General features: G+C 53.2%; 15 protein-coding genes and 1 tRNA gene. 5 read left to right on the plus strand and 11 right to left on the minus strand.

Annotation, left to right across the window (positions count from 1 at the left end):
- Positions 1-2 precede the first annotated feature (2 nt).
- Positions 3-1,070, plus strand: coding sequence for a glycosyltransferase (locus HJW02_RS03505; protein WP_102722597.1), 1,068 nt, complete (start codon positions 3-5; stop codon positions 1,068-1,070).
- Between the two features lie 22 nt (positions 1,071-1,092).
- Here HJW02_RS03505 and HJW02_RS03510 read toward each other — a convergent pair whose 3' ends face one another.
- From HJW02_RS03510 to HJW02_RS03520, 3 genes are all read right to left on the minus strand, one after another.
- Complete coding sequence (locus tag HJW02_RS03510) at positions 1,093-2,046, minus strand: retropepsin-like aspartic protease (RefSeq protein WP_102722596.1); 954 nt, start codon at positions 2,044-2,046, stop codon at positions 1,093-1,095.
- 262 nt (positions 2,047-2,308) lie between these two features.
- Complete coding sequence (locus tag HJW02_RS03515) at positions 2,309-3,079, minus strand: phage tail protein (RefSeq protein WP_102722595.1); 771 nt, start codon at positions 3,077-3,079, stop codon at positions 2,309-2,311.
- A 357-nt stretch (positions 3,080-3,436) separates the two neighbouring features.
- Positions 3,437-3,513, minus strand: a tRNA-Pro gene (locus HJW02_RS03520).
- Between the two features lie 102 nt (positions 3,514-3,615).
- On the opposite strand from HJW02_RS03520, the gene argC reads away from it, so the two are divergent.
- Genes argC through HJW02_RS03535 form a run of 3 tightly spaced genes read left to right on the plus strand, consistent with a single transcriptional unit; the run spans position 3,616 to position 6,460 of the window.
- On the plus strand, positions 3,616-4,659 hold the full coding sequence (argC, locus tag HJW02_RS03525) for an N-acetyl-gamma-glutamyl-phosphate reductase (protein ID WP_102722594.1): 1,044 nt from the start codon (positions 3,616-3,618) through the stop codon (positions 4,657-4,659).
- 32 nt (positions 4,660-4,691) lie between these two features.
- Positions 4,692-5,945 (plus strand): bifunctional glutamate N-acetyltransferase/amino-acid acetyltransferase ArgJ, encoded by a 1,254-nt coding sequence (gene argJ, locus HJW02_RS03530; RefSeq protein ID WP_102722593.1) that lies wholly within the window; start codon positions 4,692-4,694, stop codon positions 5,943-5,945.
- 11 nt (positions 5,946-5,956) lie between these two features.
- The gene (locus HJW02_RS03535) at positions 5,957-6,460 is read left to right on the plus strand and encodes a YkgJ family cysteine cluster protein (protein ID WP_102722592.1); all 504 of its coding nucleotides are present in this window, start codon (positions 5,957-5,959) and stop codon (positions 6,458-6,460) included.
- 159 nt (positions 6,461-6,619) lie between these two features.
- On the opposite strand, the gene HJW02_RS03540 is transcribed toward HJW02_RS03535, so the two are convergent.
- The 5 genes from HJW02_RS03540 to HJW02_RS03560 form a co-directional block, all read right to left on the minus strand.
- Positions 6,620-7,762, minus strand: coding sequence for an SEL1-like repeat protein (locus HJW02_RS03540; protein ID WP_180971835.1), 1,143 nt, complete (start codon positions 7,760-7,762; stop codon positions 6,620-6,622).
- A gap of 131 nt (positions 7,763-7,893) precedes the next feature.
- Positions 7,894-8,889, minus strand: coding sequence for an IdeS/Mac family cysteine endopeptidase (locus tag HJW02_RS03545; RefSeq protein ID WP_102722591.1), 996 nt, complete (start codon positions 8,887-8,889; stop codon positions 7,894-7,896).
- A gap of 76 nt (positions 8,890-8,965) precedes the next feature.
- Positions 8,966-11,467, minus strand: a complete 2,502-nt coding sequence (locus HJW02_RS03550; RefSeq protein WP_102722590.1) for an excinuclease ABC subunit UvrA — start codon at positions 11,465-11,467, stop codon at positions 8,966-8,968.
- A 1-nt stretch (position 11,468) separates the two neighbouring features.
- Positions 11,469-12,107, minus strand: coding sequence for a polymer-forming cytoskeletal protein (locus HJW02_RS03555; RefSeq protein ID WP_102722589.1), 639 nt, complete (start codon positions 12,105-12,107; stop codon positions 11,469-11,471).
- Between the two features lie 72 nt (positions 12,108-12,179).
- Entirely contained in the window at positions 12,180-12,776 is a 597-nt protein-coding gene (locus HJW02_RS03560; RefSeq protein WP_022396162.1) for a polymer-forming cytoskeletal protein, read from the minus strand.
- Between the two features lie 211 nt (positions 12,777-12,987).
- On the opposite strand from HJW02_RS03560, the gene HJW02_RS03565 reads away from it, so the two are divergent.
- Positions 12,988-14,004, plus strand: a complete 1,017-nt coding sequence (locus HJW02_RS03565) for a hypothetical protein (RefSeq protein WP_102722588.1) — start codon at positions 12,988-12,990, stop codon at positions 14,002-14,004.
- 56 nt (positions 14,005-14,060) lie between these two features.
- Here HJW02_RS03565 and HJW02_RS03570 read toward each other — a convergent pair whose 3' ends face one another.
- The 3 genes from HJW02_RS03570 to HJW02_RS03580 are packed head-to-tail and all read right to left on the minus strand — an operon-like array spanning position 14,061 to position 18,620.
- Entirely contained in the window at positions 14,061-14,456 is a 396-nt protein-coding gene (locus HJW02_RS03570; protein ID WP_146018157.1) for a hypothetical protein, read from the minus strand.
- Positions 14,446-16,881, minus strand: a complete 2,436-nt coding sequence (locus tag HJW02_RS03575; protein WP_102722587.1) for a two-component regulator propeller domain-containing protein — start codon at positions 16,879-16,881, stop codon at positions 14,446-14,448. The genes HJW02_RS03570 and HJW02_RS03575 overlap by 11 nt, the downstream gene beginning before the upstream one ends.
- Before the next feature lie 50 nt (positions 16,882-16,931).
- The gene (locus HJW02_RS03580) at positions 16,932-18,620 is read right to left on the minus strand and encodes a hypothetical protein (protein WP_146018156.1); all 1,689 of its coding nucleotides are present in this window, start codon (positions 18,618-18,620) and stop codon (positions 16,932-16,934) included.
- Positions 18,621-18,767 lie beyond the last annotated feature (147 nt).

Consider the following 18,767-nt stretch of genomic DNA (forward strand, 5'->3'; position numbering starts at 1 on the left):
ACATGCCGCTCGTTTCCATCATCATTCCCTGCTACAACGTAGCCCCCTTCATGAAAAAATGCCTGGATACCGTCTGCGCCCAGACGCTCCGGGACATTCAAATCATCTGCATCAACGACGGCTCCGGGGATGGAACCCTGGACATCCTGAGGGAATATGAAGCCGCGGATGAACGGTTCGTCGTCATCGACCAGCCGAATGCGGGCGTGGCGGCGGCGCGGAACGCCGGGCTGGATGCGGCTTCCGGGGAATACATCGGCTTTGTGGACCCGGACGACTACATTTCCCCCGTCATGTTCCAGCGCCTGTATCTGGCGGCGGAGGAATACCGGGCGGACGTGGCGTGCATGGGGGCGACGATTGCGGGGGACATGCCCCTCTCCGTCCGCTGGAGCATGCTCAACGGCCTGCAATGCCCGGAATGGCATTGCGGTAACTATGACTTCACGACGATGGGTCCGTTCAGCGAACTGTGCTGGGACAAGCTGTACCGGGCGGAATTCCTGAAAAAAACGGGTCTGCGCTTCAGGGCGGGGATGCGGCAGGGGAGCGACGCCCTCTTCAACAACCTGCTCCAGCCCTATGTGAAAAGAATCGTGAAAATACCGGACTGCCTGTACATCTACCGTCCTACCCGCCCGGACTCCCTGGTGAACGTGTACAAGGCCCCGGACAAAAAGGGTTCTGGCTTTTATCCGGCTCTGGAACGCATCGACCTGATTGCGGCGGCCTACCGGGAACAGGGCGTGCTGGAAAGAGCCGGGATTACGGTGCTGAACTGGCTGAACGGCAGTATTCAGCTCTTTTCCTCCAACCTGTTGAACCAGACGGCGGCAGAAAAAAAGGAGGCCCTGGACGCCGTCCGGGCGCTGCTGGACAAGTATGAATGGTGTGAGTTCGTCAAATCCCCGGAATCCCCCTTCCGCCTGCTGAGACACATTGCCAAGGGGAACGATCTCCGCGTGCGGTGCGCCCTCTTCGGCATCTACCGGGTTCTGCATTCCCGCATGGGGAACAGGCTGGTGGACCTCTGCACGCGCATCATCAACCTGCGCGGAAGCGCCCGGTAGGGTGGAGCGTTGACGGAACGCCTTACTTCCCGGGGGAAAGGGCCGGGTCCGGCTGCGGACGGAGCAGGCAGTCGTAAAACGGGGTGTAAAGCAGATTGTTGGGAATCAGGTAAATATACCCTTCCCGGGAATCATAGACCATGTTGAACCGTTTCAGCAGGTTGTTGCCCATGACGCCGTCCATTTCCGCGATGCTCTGAATACCGCTGGTGACGGTGGAGAAGGCGCCGGGGATGAGCGGAAGCTTGCAGCCGCCCAGTTGGATGCTGTCGAACATGACGTTTTCCAGAACCCCGGTATGGGAATCCGAACTGGAAATGCGGGAAAGGGAAAACGGCTTTTGGCTGCCCAGCAAATGATGTTTTTTGACGAAAGGCGTATTGAGGTCCAGAACGCGGTCGGAGCCGGTATCCACGGATAAACGGAGCTGGTGGGTTTTTCCGTTGACCGTCACTTGTGCGAGGACAACCGGAACGCCCATCACGTACTCAATCTTCAGGCGGATGGCATTCGCCGGCGGCGTATAGGAACCGTGCGGATACAGGTAAATCTTCCGGTCCGTGTAGTTTACTTCCGTTACCTGCCGTTGGATGAACCAGAGGCCCAGCACGCCGTCCCACTGGTCCGGTGAGTAGGGAATGGCAATAAAGGGAACGTGCTCCATGGCTTGTTCCCCGATGGTGAATTGGTTCTCCGTGCTTCCGCGGACTTCATCGGACCCTGTGGCGCCGTGGTTGACGACGGTCTCGTTGAATTCCATTGGAACGCCTTTCAGGGAATTGGTGCTGATGACCATGGATGTGGCTCCGGTATCAAAAAGAAAACGCAGGGGACGGCTGCCATTGACGCTCCCCTTCACGTAAATACGGCTGGCAGTGCCCAGCTCAAAGGGAATGCTGCCGCTGGGGGTATTCGCTCCCTGGGCGGAGAGAAGGGAAACCAGTGAAATGGTGAGAAACGACAGGATTTTTTTCATATGAGTTACTCCCTGTGTCAATGAAGTTGTTTTTCCGGAACAGGCGGCTGGAGCATTTTGTGGTACTGGCTGGCCAACGGATGCCCGTTTCTATAGCAAAGGCTTCAAGAGCTAACAATATAAAAGAAGAATCCTTTATTTGGAGAATGGTTTTTATCGCATGGAGAGGCGGCCAGGATTTTCTTTGAGAAAAAGAAAAACCGCTGCAGGTTGGTACCTGCAGCGGTTGAAACGGTCCGTAGGACTGTCCTTGAAATTTGTCTTAGTATTTGATGACTGGCATGAAGGCTATATTGACGGGACGGTTTTCTTCAGCAGTGGGTACAGATTTGGATGCATCAAAAGTCCATTGTTTAGTAGTATTGTTTAACGTGCCAGTACTTGACATAGAAACTGTGTTTCGATTTGTCGTGTCTTGGATATACCCGAAGGCGCCTTCTAAATTAGTCGCCCAGCCTTGAGATTTACCAGTTCCCAAAAATCCAAAGGCTCCTTTAATGTTTCTGATGGCATCCCCTTGCACGCTGCCTACAGTTCTCTCTGTAGAAGTGGAACGGATGAACAATCCCCTGTCTCTTGTCAAGTCGGGAAGGGCGAAGGTAGCTACACCGTCGCCGCCATAGGTGGTGCTGATTGCCGCGTACAATTCAGGATACTGACTGATTTGGAGAGTCGTGCCATTGCATTCCAGCCAGCCGTTCGGGGCTGTGCTGCCGCAGAACCACATGAAGCAGCCAGGAGGCACGCTGGAACCTTGCGGACCTTCGGGACCAGCGTCACCTTTATCCCCCTTGTCTCCTTTGGGGCCCTGTGGACCGGCAGGGCCCTGGATGCCGGGTTCACCCTTGGGGCCTTGGGGGCCTTCCGGTCCCGGGGCTCCCGGATCGCCCTTGTCTCCTTTAGGTCCTTGACCGCCTGAGTTCCATTTTTCCTTTTCCTGTGCCGTGACGTGAATGCTTGCGTTTCCTGCATGAGCGGAAAATTCATTCTGCGTGGTCATCAGGATTCCGTTAATCGTGATAATCTCATTCATGATTGTTGTCTAATTGGTTCGGGATAACCCCGGCTGGTGAACATCCTGTTTTTCCTTGGATACATATCTCCTGATTATTCGGGAACCTGTTTCAGGACAGACACCTTGCGAAAGGAATTTGCATGTATTTCAAAAAGAAGTCATCCCGCATGCAACGTCAGGCGGAAACGCCAAATGGGCAGAATACAACGATTCCACGTGCTTTTCTCCTTTTCCTAATTTTTCCGCATTGACGCGGGCTCATGGATAGAAAGACCCACATCCCCATGATGTTGAGAGGCAGGCGGACGGCAATTATTTCAATATGCCTGAAAATGAAAAACCGCCGTAAGCTTTTCAACTTACAGCGGTTAAAAGTGGTCGGGTTGACAGGATTCGAACCTGCGACCCCCTGCACCCCATGCAGGTGCGCTACCAGACTGCGCTACAACCCGATAAAATCGGACCGACCGGGGCCGTGTCTTGCGACGGCGAGGTGTATATAGGAAAACTTTAGTGTTGGCAAGAGTCTTTTTTCATAGCATATCTTTTTTGTCATGAAGCAAGTTCAAGTTGCAGTCGTCGGGGCCAGTGGCTACACCGGACAGGAGTTGTTGCGCATCCTGTTGAATCACCGCGGAGTGAAGCTGGTGTGCGCTACCTCCCGCCAGTATGCCGGACAGCCGTTGTGGGAGGTGTTTCCCCGTTTCCGGCAGGTTCCGGGTTCCGACCTGAAGTTTACGGATTCCGATGTGGACGCGATTGCCGCCACGGGCGCGGAGGTGGCTTTCCTGGCGCTGCCGCATGGCGTGGCCGCTTCCTATGCCCGCGGCCTGGTGGACCGCGGCGTGCGCGTGATTGACCTGAGCGCGGATTTCCGCCTGGACAGCCCGGAAGTGTACGAGGAGTATTACGGCAACGCCCATCCGGATACGGCCCTGATGCAGGAGGCCGTGTACGGCCTGCCGGAGTGGCGCGGGGAGGAGATTGCCCGGGCGCGCATCGTAGCTTCCCCCGGCTGCTATCCCACCAGCATCCTTCTTCCCCTGATTCCCCTGTTCAAGGCCGGCATTCTGGAGCCGGAGGACGTCGTGGTCTGCTCCGGCAGCGGCGTGAGCGGCGCAGGGCGCAAGGCGTCCATTCCCCTGCTGTTCTGCGAGTGCAATGAGAGTTTCCATGCTTACGGCGTGCCGAAGCACCGCCATTTGAGCGAGATTGAGCAGGAGCTTTCCCATGCCGCCGGGAAGACGGTGGTGATGTCCTTTACCCCCCATTTGATTCCCGTGAATACGGGCATTTGCTCCACCATTACGGCCAGGGTGAAGAAGGGAGCGGATCCCGAGTCCGTCGGCCGCCTGCTGGAAGAAGCTTATGCGGCGGCTCCGTTCGTGCGCCTTCTGGGCCGCAACCAGCCTGCGGATACCAAGAATGTGACGCGGACGAATTGCGTGGACATCGGCTGGGCTTATGATCCCCGGACGAACCGCGTGATTCTGATGAGCGCGGAGGATAATGTGGTGAAAGGCGCGGGCGGCCAGGCCGTCCAGTCCTTCAATATCATGTGCGGGTTCGATGAAACGGAAGGCTTGTGGGTCCTGTAGTTTTTTGATACGCTGGAAGGCACTTCAAGACGATGAATGATTCATCCTATATTCCGGTTGACGGGGGCGTTTGCGCGCCCCAGGGCTTTGTGGGGAGCGCCGTAAGCTGCGGCATCAAGAAGCCTACGGCCACGCGCCTGGACCTGGCCCTGATTTATTCCACGGAACCCTGCGTTTCCGCAGGCACGTTCACGACCAACCGAGTGCAGGCCGCCTGCGTGAAGGTGAGCCGGGAGCACCTCCGGAAGGGGAATATCCGCGCCATCGTGGCGAACAGCGGGAATGCGAACGCGTGTACCGGAGCCCAGGGTGTGGAAGACGCCAGGGGCGAGTGCAGGAGCGTTGCGGAACTTCTTGGGCTGAAGCCTGCGGAAGTGGCCGTGTGCTCCACCGGCGTGATCGGCCTGCCGATGCCCATGATGCGCATTTACCCGAAGTTCCCGGAATTGGCGGAAGGCCTTTCCCGCGACAAGGGGCACGAGGTGGCCCAGGCCGTGATGACCAGCGATACGAAGGAGAAGATCATTGCCATTGAGTTCATGGTGCAGGGCAGGCCCGTGCGCATCGGCGCGTGCTGCAAGGGCGCGGGCATGATCAATCCCTGCATGGCTACCATGCTGTGCTTTATTACGACGGACGCGGGCATTTCCCGCGACGTGCTGGAGCTGTGCGTGCAGTCCGGCGTGAAAAGTTCCTTCAATTGCATCACCATCGACGGCGACATGAGCACGAACGACACGGTGCTGGTGATGGCGAACGGCGCTTCCGGCGTGAAGCTGGAATCCCCGGAAGATATTTACGCGTTCCAGCAGGCTCTGGCCCATGTGATGCTGGAGCTGGCCAAGCATATCGTGCAGGACGGCGAACGCGTGACCAAGTTTGTGACCGTGCATGTGACCGGAGGCCGTACGGAGGATGAAGCGAAGAAGGCGGCGGAAGCCGTCGCCAAGTCATCCCTGGTGAAGAGTTCCTGGAACGGGAACGATCCCAACTGGGGGCGCATTATCCATGCCGTGGGCTATTGCGGCGCGAAGGTGGATGAAGAGAAGATCGACATCGACATCGCCGGATTGGCCGCCTGCCGCGGCGGCATGCAGGCGGATACTCCGTCGGACGAATTGCGGCAGGCCGTGCAGGTTTCCGCATTCCAGGTGGATATCAATTTGAACCGGGGCGAGTTTTCCCATACGGTGTACACCACGGATTTGTCTCCGGAGTATGTGGACTTCAACCGTTCCGAGTACGCGTATTGGAACCAGGCGAAGGCCGACGGCCTGACGCATTAACCGCCGCAGTCATGGCGCCGGGGAAGTGCCGTCATGGAAGAGCGGACGGAGCTGTTCCCTCCGCTGAAATGCTGATGGAAGTGCGGCGCCTTCTGGATGAAGGCGCTCTCCGCGCTTCCCGGGCGCAGCGTTCCTGCACGGGCGTGGCGGACTGTTGCCGGTTCCGGCTGACAGGAGAGACGCCGCATGTGACGCTGGGGGAGGCGTGGATGGCCTGGAAGGCGTGGCGCGCCGCCGGACGCACGCGCGTGGAGCTGCCGCCGGACGGAAGCTGCCCATTTCTGAACGGGCAGGGGAAGTGCATGATTTACCAGGGAAGGCCGCTGGCGTGCCGCACCCATTTCTGCATGTCTGCGGGTGGGGCCTTGCCCCGGCGGGAAGTGATCGATCTGATTCGCGCTCTTGAGGATATTGACGTCGTGCTGGGCGGCGATGGCGCAACACGGCTGCCGGAGGCGGTGGAAAGGTTGTCCCGGAAAGGCCCGGCGGACGGTGGGAGGAAGAGGCGGCGGTGATGGAATGCGGCGGCTTCTTGATGAAGGCTGGGGGCCTTCAATCCCAGGCGGACGTTTTTTCTTTAAGCCATGGGGATATATTTTTTCCCTGCGTTTTTTGATGGCTGCTGCGCTGCGAAAAGGGATTCTCCGATTCTTGTAAAAAGAAGAAGCGTTTTTTCAGGCCTCCGCATCCGGTTTTTTCTCTTTTTCCTGCTTGGAGGCCAGGTGGCGCAGGGCGCTGGCGGCCTTTTTGTTGCCGTGCCTGACGGCTTTCTGGTACCATTCCGCCGCCTGTTCGTCATCCTGCGGAATGCCGTAGCCGTGGGCGTAGCAGTTGCCCACATTGAACATGGCTGTGGCGTTGCCCTGTTCCGCCGCCTTGAGATACCATTTCAAGGCTTCCTCCCGGTTGACGGGCGTTCCCTTGCCGTTCAGGTGGCACCACCCCAGGTTGAGCTGGGCCGTTGTATGGCCCTGTTCGGCGGCCTTGGTGTACCAGTGGACGGCTTTGGCCATGTCCACTTCCATGCCCCGGCCGTTGCCGTAGCACCAGCCCAGCGTGTATTGGGCCGTGATCTGGCCCTGGAGGGCTGATTTGTGGTACCATACCAGCGCCTTGTCGATATTCGGCTGCACGCCGAAACCGTTTTCATAACACCAGCCCAGGTTATACTGGGCCGTAGCGTGGTTCTGCATGGCGGCCTCCTCATACCAGTAGGCGGCTTTTTGCGGATTCCGGGGAGTGCCGCTTCCATTGCCGTAGCACCAGGCCAGGTTGTACTGGGCACGGGGATCCCCCTGTTCCGCGGCCTGCTTGTACCAGTACACGGCCTGTTCCCAGTTTTTCTGGCTGGCGCTGTTGGCGTAAATCCAGCCGAGGTTGAGCTGGGCTACCGCGTGACCCTGTTCCGCCGCTTTTTTGTACCAGGTGATGGCCTGGTTTTCGTCTTTTTCCACGCCCAGCCCGTTGATATAGCAGAATCCGAGGTCGAATTGCGCGGTGGGATGGCCTTGCTCGGCGGCTTTCCGGTACCAGTAAAAGGCTTTGTCATTGTCCTGCGGGGCGCCTATGCCGTTGGAGTAGGCCCAGCCAAGGTTGAGCTGGGCTGTCACGTGGCCCAGTTCCGCCGCCTGCTGGTAGCAGTAGAAGGCTTCCTGCTGGTTTTCCGCTACCCCGCGCCCCTGTTCATAACTGATCGCCAGTTGGAACAGTGCCTGGGCGTCTCCTTTCAGGGCTATCTGCTGAAGGGTTTCTATGTCGACGGAATAGGTCGAGACGGTGCTTTCCAGCTCGCCGTGGTTGTTGGAAGCGTCATTCATTTCACAGGTAACCGCACTGGAGAACATTGGAACAATTCATGCTCTTCTGAACTTATGCGTTTCCCGATTCTGCACATTTCCCCGGCAAGAATCAAGACCCGTTTTTGAGAGAGAAGGGAGTTCGGATGGCCTTACCGCAGGATGCGCCTGCGGCGGGACACGGCAAGGAATACGCCGCAGAGGGAGAGAATTCCAGTGCCGGGTTCCGGAATCCTGAGGTCTCCCAGCGGGGCGGTGAAGCTTTGAAGTTCGCCCAGCCGCGTGCCGGTCAGGCCTGCTTCACCGTAATTATAGCCGTACACGTTGTTTTCACCGTCCACGCTGGTCAGATAGATGTGTTTCTCATCGTCCACGATAACTTTCTGCCGGAACATTCCCAATGCATAGTCATCGGAATCCGTCAGGTAGATAATCAGGTTCCCGTCCGCGTCCATATCATAGCCCCACATGGTGATGGCGTGGCCGGTTCCGTACTCGCCGATGCTGAGCGTGGTTCCCCAGTTGTTGTTGATGCTGTTTTTCAAAACGCTGTAGATTCCGTCCCTGGTATCGCCCTCCCAGAAGGTGTAGGAATTGAACAGCGGGGTGTTGTCCGGCGTTCCCCACTTGTCGTAGGTCACGGTCAGGTTCAGCTCTTTCCAGTAGCCTCCTTCGGAGGAGGGGTTGTCCCTGATCGTGGAGTCGGTCCCATAAAAGGCGGAGGGAAGCATTCCTCCGTTGAACCACCAGTTGTAAGCCTGTTCCACGGACCCTCCCTTGTCAGTCCAGCTCGTCGCCAGGGTTTGGTAAATGCGCAGCTGGCAGGCTTCCGGCATGTTGCCGTAAGTGGAGGATTTTCCGTTGGGGGTCGTAGGTGAGAGGTCGCTTCTGGTATTCTGCCACCATTGAAGAACGTTGGAGGCCGCCGCTGCCCAGCAGAGCTGGCTGTCTACGGGATTGTCCGGGCTGTAGTAGCCGGAAGGACGGTCTGTCATGGAACCGCTGCCCCACTTCCATTTGGTTTTCTTGTTGCAGTCATACCATCCGCCGGATTCGGAGACGTTTTCAAGGAATACGGGCGTGGCATGGAGTGTTTCAGGAAGAAGAAACAGCGCCAGCAGCGCTAGGGAAAAGGAACGGGGATTCATCGGAAAAGCAGAGAGGAATTCCCATATTGCTAGATAAAAGCCTGAAAAACGTCAAGATAATAATAATTATTCTTCCTTAACGGGCGAGAAGCCACGGCGCCGTGGGGGCTTCCGGCATGGCTGCTACGGCGGCGGGCGTTCCTTCCGCCACGATGTTTCCGCCATGTCTTCCGGCTCCGGGGCCCATGTCAACCAGGTAGTCCGCGGCGTTCAGCAGGTCCTTGTGGTGTTCCACGCAGAGGATGGTGTGCCCGGCGTCCCTCAGACGGAAAAGAGCCGTCAGAAGAAGGGCCACTTCATTGAAGTGGAGGCCGCTGGTAGGTTCGTCAAGAATGAAGAGGGCGCGCTTGCCGTCCTCCGCCAGTTTCCAGGCCGGGGCCTTGGCCAGCTCCGCGGCTATTTTGATGCGCTGGGATTCCCCGCCGGAGAGGGTGTCTGCCCGGCGGTTGAGGCTGAGGTATCCCAGGCCTACGTCCTGCATGCTTTTCAGGATAGCGGCGGCCCGGGGCAGGGAGGAGAAGAATTCCGCCGCTTCATCCACCGTCAGCGCCAGCGCCTGGGCGATGGATTTTCCCTTCCAGGTGACTTCCAGCGTTTCCCGGTTGTAGCACTGGCCCTGGCAGGCGTCGCAGGGCATCGTGACGTTGCCCAGAAAGTTCATGTCCACTTCAATCATGCCCGTGCCCAGGCACCGTTCGCAGCGCCCCCCGCGGATGTTGGGGGAAAAGCGCGCCGCCGTGTATCCCCTTTGCTTGGAAAGAGGGAGCTGGGCGTAAAGGGGGCGCAGAACCTGGAGCAGTCCGGTGGCTGTGGCCGGCGTGGAGCGCGGCGTCCTGCCGATGGGCGACTGGTCGATGACGACGAGGCGGTTGAAGTGTTCCGAGCCCTGCACGCGGCGCGGAACGCCCTTTTTCCCGGGGATGTCCTGCCTGACCGCGGGAATGAGGCAGTCCCGGACAAGAGTGGATTTTCCGGAACCGGAGGGCCCGGAGATGCAGGTCAGCGTGCCTACCGGGATGTTCAGGGTGACGTTGTTGAGGTTGTGCTTGTCCGCCCCGGCCAGGACCAGATGCCCGGTGGGAACCGTCCTGTGTCCGGAGGCGGGCATGCTCCGTTTGCCGGAGAGCCATGCTCCGGTAGGGCTCTCGGCGTTTTCCAGAATTTCCGGAAGGGGACCTTGCGCCAGAATACGGCCGCCGTGGGTGCCGGAGCCGGGGCCCATGTCCACCAGATGGTCCGCCGCGTTCAGAATTTGTTCGTCGTGCTCCACTACCAGGACCGTGTTGCCCTGGTCCCGGAGCGTCCGGAGCGCGCGGAGCAGGCGGTCCGTATCGGCGGGGTGAAGTCCGGCAGTAGGTTCGTCCAGGATGTAAAGGACCCCGGAAAGACCGCCGCCCAGCTGGGAGGCCAGGCGCGCCCTTTGCAGTTCCCCGCCGGAAAGAGTGTTTGCCTGCCGGTCCAGGGAGAGGTAGGAAAGGCCCAGTTCGTTCAGGAAGCGCACGCGCTTGTTGATCTCCTTCATGAGCGGGTCCAGCGCCGCCGCCAGGGAGGCGGGCGTCTTCAGCCGTTCCAGCTCTCCGGCCATGTCTTCCAGCGGTAGAGCCGTCAGTTCCGCCAGGTTATAGGCGCGGTCCGGCGTGTGCATGGTGACGGCCAGCGCCAGGGGGGAGAGCCGCAGGCCGCCGCAGGCGGAGCATGGGCCTTTTTCCCGCTCATTCAGGCCGGAGCCCTGGCAGGAAGGGCACGCGCCCAGTGGAGAGTTGAAGGAGAAATGGCGGGGCGTAAGCTGGGGAAGCAGGAAGCCCGTTTCCGGGTTGCGGTAGCGGGTATGGAAGGCCTGGACGGTAGTTTCTTCCCCCGGCCTGGTGATGATGGCCCGCACCTCGTCCGGATTGATCCGGAGGGCCGTTTGGAGGGAGTCCGCCAGGCGGGAGGCCGTGTTTTCCCCGCGGACGATGATGCGGTCGATGACCAGGGCGGCATCCGGCGGGGGAGGAGCCGGGGAGCCTATTTCCTCAATATCCTGCATTTCCCCGTTCCAATAGACCCGCAGAAAGCCCTGGCGCTGGAAGTCGCCCAGAGTCGCCGCAGGATCCTGGGCCAGCAGGGCTTCCGCCGGAGCGGCCAGGACCAGGCGCGTCTGTTCCGGCAGGGAGACGAGTTCCTCCGTAATCTGGTCCGGGCTTTTGCGCACCAGTTCCTTGCCCGTTTCCGGGTCATGGGGAGTGCCGGCAGCCGCATACAGGATGCGCAGGTAGTCCAGAATTTCCGTGATGCTCCCCAGCAGGGTGCGAGAACTCTGCTGCCTGGCGGATTGTTCCAGGCACAGGGCCGGGGGCAGTCCGGTGATGCTGTCCACCTCCGGCTTTTCCGGCTGTTCCATGCCCTGCCTGGCCCGTGCCGAAAGACAATCCAGGAAACGCCTGCGGGATTCGGAGAAAAGCGTGTCGAACGCCAGGGAGGATTTTCCGGAGCCGGAAGGGCCGCTGAACACGATCAGCTTGTTGGACGGAAGGTCCAGGTCCAGGTTCCGGAGGTTGTGCTGGCGTGCGCCGCGGATGGAGATGGGAAGGTTCATGTCACGTAAGCCGGGTAAAGGAGCCCTGGTGCGCCCCCCCTTCCTCAATGATGAGGCGGCGCGCCGTGATGTCCCCCAGGAATTTGGCGTGCCGGTGGATGGTAACGGTTTCATCCGCCGTGAGCGTTCCTTCCAGGGAACCCTGTATCCAGATGTTTTCCACCTGGATGACTCCTGTGACCAGCACCGTCGTCTTTTTTTCCACCACCAGCCTGCGGGCGGAGATGGAGCCGGAGATGTGCTGGTCCGTTTTGATCTTGCAGACGCCCCGGCACAGAAAATCGCCGGACGCCCTGCCGTATAAGACCAGGTCCCGGCATTCGATGTTCAGTCCCTTCAGGTCTGCATTGGCCTGCACGGTGACGCTTCCGCAGGTCTGCACCTTCGTTCTGTGCGTCCTGCTGTGCAGAATGACGTCGTCCAGCTTGATGTAGGCGGAGCAGTGCCCGCATCTGGCGGAAACGGCCGTGACGGGAACGGAAGTGTTTTTGCGGCAGGAAAAGCATTCCACCTCCCGGGTGGGCGCAGGCCTGCTTTCCGCGGCTGCCGGGAGCGTCCAGGGCGGGGCCGGAGCGGGACGCCTGATTTTCCCGGAAGGCGCGCTGCTGGTCCGTGGAACGGGATGGAAGGAGGGAGTCATGGAACAAAGAGGGCGGCAAAAGAACGATCCGTTCCTTTGACGCCCCTGAAAATGGCTGGTGGAAGGTTTTTCTTATTCCGCGTCAATGTCCAGCGTGCTCTGGCTGGTCGGGGCGGGGGCTTCCGGTTCCGGAGTGAAGGTATGAACGGGGGCCGCTTTCTTCGCGGCGGAGGCTCCGGCGGTGCCTACCGTGGGGGCGCCTACGGTGGAATGGCCGATGAAGATCGCGCCGCCTTCAATAGCCAGGGAGGCGGCCTGGATGTCGCCTACGAGTTCCGCGGTGCTTTTCAGTTCCACGCGGTCCGTAACCGTTACATTGCCGATGACCTTGCCGTGGATGATGACGGACTTGGTGTTGATTTCCGCGCGGATGACGGCATTCTGGCCTACGGAGAGCACCCCTTCGGAAGAAATGTCGCCTTCAACGGTGCCGTCAATCAGCAGGTCGTCGGAAAAACGCAGGGAGCCGACAACCTCCACGTCGGAGTTCAGCACGTTGCGGGTCAGTTGCTGGACGCGCGTAGTGGGGGCGTAGGAAGCGGGGGAGGGTACGGCCTCCGCAACCGGTTCGGGGGTGTCCTGGCTCTTGGCTACGTCCATCCAGCTGGGGGTGGATTCAGGATTCTTGTTGCCCTTGGGGGCGGGAACGGTGGTGAATGATCCAAACATGGCGTTAAAAAGAGGGAGGGGTGAAAGGTAAGGTGGGAGTTCTTGAAACTCGTCCGGTTTAATGTACATCACCCGCTTGTGGATGTGAAACAATTTTCTCCGGAAGGGATAAAAAAATGTGTCTGTTTTTTATCGTTGCGTTACCCTTGGCGTTCCGGTAGTGTTTGACCATCCTTCCGCAGTTGTTTTCTGTGGGTATTTCCGGTTTAAAATGAGTGATTTATCTGACAATAAACCGCCCCTTTCCCCTGCCGCGCGCAGGAGCGGCGGAAAAGCGGGCGGCGCGCTGGGGCGCATTCTTTCCGTCATCTTCTTCATGATGGCGCTGGGGCTGTTTTTCGGCGGCCTTTTTTTCTGGCTCCAGAAGCGCCAGGCATCCCGGGATTCAGGGGCCGCCGCGCGGATTTGCGCCACGCCGGAGATGCTGTCCGGGGAATTGCAGGCCACGCTGAAGGACAAGGTGGACTACAGTTTCTGGCCTCCCTGCCACATTCCCCCGATGGAGCGGCAGGACCTGCTGCGCAATTGCCTGGTGGAGGCGCAGAAATATTTGAGCGCTCCGGACGTGGTCCAGAAATCCTCCTTCGTGTGGAATTCCCTGCAATCGCTTCCTTTGATGGTCAGGCATTACGCCGTATCTCCGCCTGAGGTGATTGCCAGCAAGCCCGTGGGGCCTAAAAGTTTCGCCGTGCTTGAGGTGGAGGGGCATCCCTGCGCCCAGTTGCTGATAGGCTTTGAAAAGACGCCCGACATGGAATTCTGCTTTTTCAAGGATGGACAGGATGGCGCCTGGAAGCTGGACTGGCAGCAGTTCGCCCGCTACCAGCCGGTGAACTGGGAGGATTTTGTCCGTGGAAAAGGGGAGGACATCGCGGAATTCCGCGTGTGGATGATCCGGGACCGCATGTCGGAGAATAAGGACAACTACGCGTTCAAGCTGATCGCTCCCGGAATGAACGGGTCGGAGGAGCGCAGCATTGCGCGGCCCATGGTTTATGTTCCCAGAAAATCGGAAACGGGCAAGCGACTGTTTATGCTGTTTAAAATCAATGAGGAAATGGAGCATTCCCCATACCGGGTGCTGAACGCTAATGACGAACTTGACATGCTCCGCGTGCGCGTCCTGCTTTCCCGCAGCAAGGAGCCCAACCGCAAGGGGGAATATTCCTTCACCTTGGTGAAGCTGCTCGGGGAAGGGTGGTATGGCCTTTCCGTTGCAAATAAATAGTAACTTGCTTAGAATAGGGGACTGCCATAGGAATACGGCAAGTCCCCTGATATTATTTACCTTAGTTGTTGTGGAGATATTGTTACATCTATTCGGTTAGATGTTTTGACTTCTTGTACTGGTCTTCGCGACCAAATAGCTTTGCCATTACATGCTGCTGAGGCTTTGGGCCATTTTTTAGGATCGGGAGAAAATGCCTCAACTTTGGGGGTGCGCACTTTAGCTATTGGAGTCTTTTCATCTGCCTTCTCTGGAATAAATCCTGGAAGAAACCACTCATATTTTAGCTCTTTCAAATTCCCTTTTTTCTTATCGTCATTTTCGCGCTTCATGATAGCTTCATAAGGATATATTGTATCTTGTTTACAGATATTTGGCCCTGATAACCGCATTTCATATGCCATTGCAGTTGGGATTGACAAGAATATGATACATAATAATTTAGTCTTCATTTTCTTTTGTATTTCTATTTTTGTATGATTTCGAGATTTCTTCTATAAGTTTTTTCTGGTATTGATTTTTTAATTTATCTAGTTCAGCTTGGCTCATAGAAGAAATTTTCTCTTGCAGTTCTACCAGTTCAATTTTTGGTTTAACTTTACTGTTTGGTAGATAACTTTTCCAATCGAGACCCATGTATTCAATTACTTCGCATTCATCTACAGTGAGAGGTAATGTTCTAGGACTAAATGGAAAGAATTCTTGTGACCTGTATATAGCATATTCATCTTGTTTGTGATACCACTCTTCCAAGAATTTTTTTTGCACTGCTTCATGATCTTCCGATGTCCATATATTCAATATTTTTTTAAATTCTGTTTCTTTTTCTATTGCATTCAAGTGGCGGTATAAAGATAAGAGAAAACTTCTTTCTTGAGAAATTCCCTTTGGTGTAATCGGGATTTTTTTATTAAGAAGAAAAACATCTTTATTATTAAATATACTATTCATTTTTTCTTTTAAAAGATCCATGCGGCTAATGAAAAGCCCGTTTAGTATAGCATCGCTTGAATAATTATTAAGAATTCGTATGCTGTAAGTTTCGGGACCGGACAGAATGAATGTTTTGTAGACACCACTACCATGGAAATCCTTCACTCGGCTACGTGCAAGAATTGGAGCCATTTGAATTTTTTCTCCTTCATCAAGTTTTCCGGATCTAACTTCAATAATAAAATCCCTCCAAGTTCCTATATTATGATCTTTACCTTGATAATTATAAAAATACAGTGAACAAGAATGGTATCCTTCTGGTACTTGTATACTTGTCCAAATATCGGGCCCATCAAATTTAGATGCGTATTCTTCTCCATTATCGGACCATTCTGTTGCTATACGCGTACCTGTTTTCGGATTAAATAGTACATTAGGATTTAATGACGCATTATCATTATGGGGACGTACAGACAAAGAATCTTCTTTCTGCTTATGAAATCCTAATATTTGATTGCTATCAATTTTAACATCCAAATTGGCTATAATATCATTTCCCATATTGCAGGTCCCGCACAGGAGAGCATAATCTTTGCCGTAATATCCATACCAATCTCCTTTTGTCGCCCAGTCCTCTTTCCATGCGACAGCATAGGGGATTTTTTTTACCTTATGGTTGTTTTCCTCATCAACAACTTGGTTAAGTTTAACTGCTTCTTGATTCAGTTCATCACGAGTTTTAATAGAAGGAATAGGCGGGAAAGATGGAAAATCCTCTCTCTCAGCGACTTTTAATTGATTTCTTTTCTTCTCTTCGTGTATTTTGATAATGCCATGTCCATACGTTGCTGCATATACGCTTCCGTTTGGTAAAGTAAGCAACGATTTCACAAAGGGATTCTTAATATTTTTTGGGAATATCCCTAATTTATTTTTTTTCAGATTGAGCGGATTAATTAAAACAGCTCCCTTTTGGCGGAATCCAATCCACCATCCTTCCTTGGTTTCCGCTAAACAAGTAACATAGTCCTCCGGTAGGAGCGACACTCCTGCTTTGGAAGAAATATCCCGGTCCACTTTGACATTCCATAATCCCTGGTTTTTGTCACGACAATCTTCTCCCCTTAGGTATTTCCAACTACTTGTACCTTTTTTGAAGGCCAAGCCACTGTTAGTTCCTAAAAGGATATCGCCCTTTTTTGTTGGCAATATTGTATTACATAAATTCGAAGGAAGACCTGAACCAAAACTTTCTATAGGTTGGCGTACCCGGTTCTCTTTGTCCCAGTACCACTTTGCCTGTTCAGTATTGATAATCTTATAATTCTGTTGTTCAGATAATTGAGAAACACCTCCACATGCATAACCCAGCCAAAGGTTTCCTTTATCATCATAGGCAAGAGTTTCTACTTGATCTTCCACCAAACCCTCTGCACGCGTTAGATTGAGCCATTGATTCGTTTGTGGTTTAAAGACATTCACTCCACCGGAGGTAGCAATAGCAACGTCTCCAGTTACAGGAGATACGGCTATGTCAAAAATACGTTCACCGAGCAAAGCATTTTCACGATTGTAGGTTTTCCATTTCTCTCCATTAAATACTGATACCCCTTCATTATCCGTGCCAACCCAGATGCGACCTTGTTTATCTTCAGCAATGGAATAATAATTGGTTTCTTTTTTGAGACCATGATAATAGGATATGTCCAACCAGCTTTCTTTTCCCGCTTGCGCTTTTTCCAAAGGTTTCAGACAGTAGATTCCCTGTCCTTCGCTCGTTATCCAGATTGAACCATCAGAAGCTAATAGGCAATCAGTAAGATATTCTGCGGGACACGGCGGCAGTTGGTCAGAAAATTCTATAGTCCGATCTTTTCCATAGACTGATGATAAAGAAATCAGACACGCGATTAAAATTCTTTGTATTCTCTGATGTAATTTCATAATTATCTAATTAAAAAGTTAATATTAATTGGCATGGCTATTTCTAATATTTATTTTTGCAGGGAATGGTAATATTCCAGATCATGTTTATTTTTTGAAAGAGTAGCTATATCAATTCCAACTTTGATCAATTCATTTCTTATCCCTGTGATATTATCGGTTTCCTCCTTGAGAAGTCTTTTTAAGAAGATATTTCCGAGTTCAATCAATCGTGGATCATTCCACAGTTTTTGACATTCAGCATAGAATTTGAGATGTTTGATTGACTCGGAGCTGTTGGGTAATAATCCTTCAATAGCTTGTTCCAAGATAATTAAGGTTTTCTTTTTGGTTGAAAATTTTATTTTATTGGTTTTGTAGTATAAAAGCCAGTCACTATAAAATATACGCCTTTTATGCACATTATATATTACTTTACCTTTTATTTCAGGAATATCATTTGCCAAACATTTTGAAAATGATTGCATGTACAACTGAATGGCGGAGTCTTCTACTCGTTCTTTTTGTATAATTTGAGAAATTATTTTATATTTATCTTGTTTTTTAAGATTCAATGGTATGAATTGATCAAGAAGATATTGTGCTGCTATAGGATCCTTACGGAATGAGTATACAATTTTTTGAGCTAACTGATATTTCTTTTCAGTGGATATCTGTCTGGATTGCATAGAAATAAAATCCTGCCATGCAGCAATATTTTTACCATATGCTTTTTCGATAGCTTTACGGGATAAAATATTTTTATTAATATTGTTTTTGCTTAAGCTGGAGTAAGCCCGGCATAATTCCGAATCTCTTGCTTCATTTAATTGCTCAAATCTCACAAAGGAAGAAATTATTGCCGGAGGTCCTTCCCATGGAGACATATTTGAACTCCCAGGAAGTTTCCAACCGGAGTGGCCCCCGGACCAAACCCAGCCATAAATATTATTTCCGATGACCCATTCACCAGATAGATTTTTGTATACAAAAGCACAGTGTCCTGGTTGTCCGATCGGATAAGCTGGAACGCCGCGGGACGCTAAAAAACCTGCAGCTCCTTTAGAAACTGCTCCACAAACACCTCCATATTCATTTAAAATAGCTAGTGTCGTTGGTTTGTAATCATAAAATGGAGCTCCGGCATGTATACTGACTCCGTTTTTATTTTTTTCTCTGTAGGGAATGAACTGAGTTGCGCTGCCTGCACTTTCTGATTTGAATTTATTTCTAGTTTTACTAAATCTCTGTCCCCATTCCAAATCTTCAACGTTATGATGGTGGTGGTAGAGAATTGCCATTTCCCAAGCGTTTAGATGATCATATTGCTTAAATAAATCTCCATTATTTCTTGATTTTTTATAAAATTCATATCTCTCCAGACTTTGTTCAAGTCCTTCTTTTAATTCTGGATGTGCTTCAAGTCCGCATCCTAAAGCAGAGACCAAATCAATTCCCTCAAGCTTTTTGTTTTCTCTTAGCCAAATTTCTCTAATGACATTAAGAGTACCGCTATTACCCCGGTTGGCTTTTGCGAGTTGCTGAAAGATAACTGGATTTTTTAATAAAAAATTACAAAATTCATTATCTTGAAGAGCTTCAATAAAACAATTGTTTTTCTTGGTTATATTTTTAAAAAATCTATTGATATAACAAACATGCTCAATATCTTTGTTTTCTAAAAGGGAGTTAAGAGATTCTTCATTTAGTGTTTTCGCATCAATTGTCTGAATAATTACCCGTTCTGTTACATTACTCACTAATCGCGCACTACCACTATGCAATGCACTTTTTACTTCTGCAGGAACTTCTGCAGATGAAATCTGTAGAGAAATAGAAAGTAAAATGTAGAGGAAGTTTTTTTACCATATTTTTGATAAAATTTGGTATGAAAGATAGCGTTTAGA

The sequence above is a fragment of the Akkermansia sp. GGCC_0220 genome (genome assembly GCF_017566105.1).
Lineage (GTDB): Bacteria > Verrucomicrobiota > Verrucomicrobiia > Verrucomicrobiales > Akkermansiaceae > Akkermansia > Akkermansia massiliensis.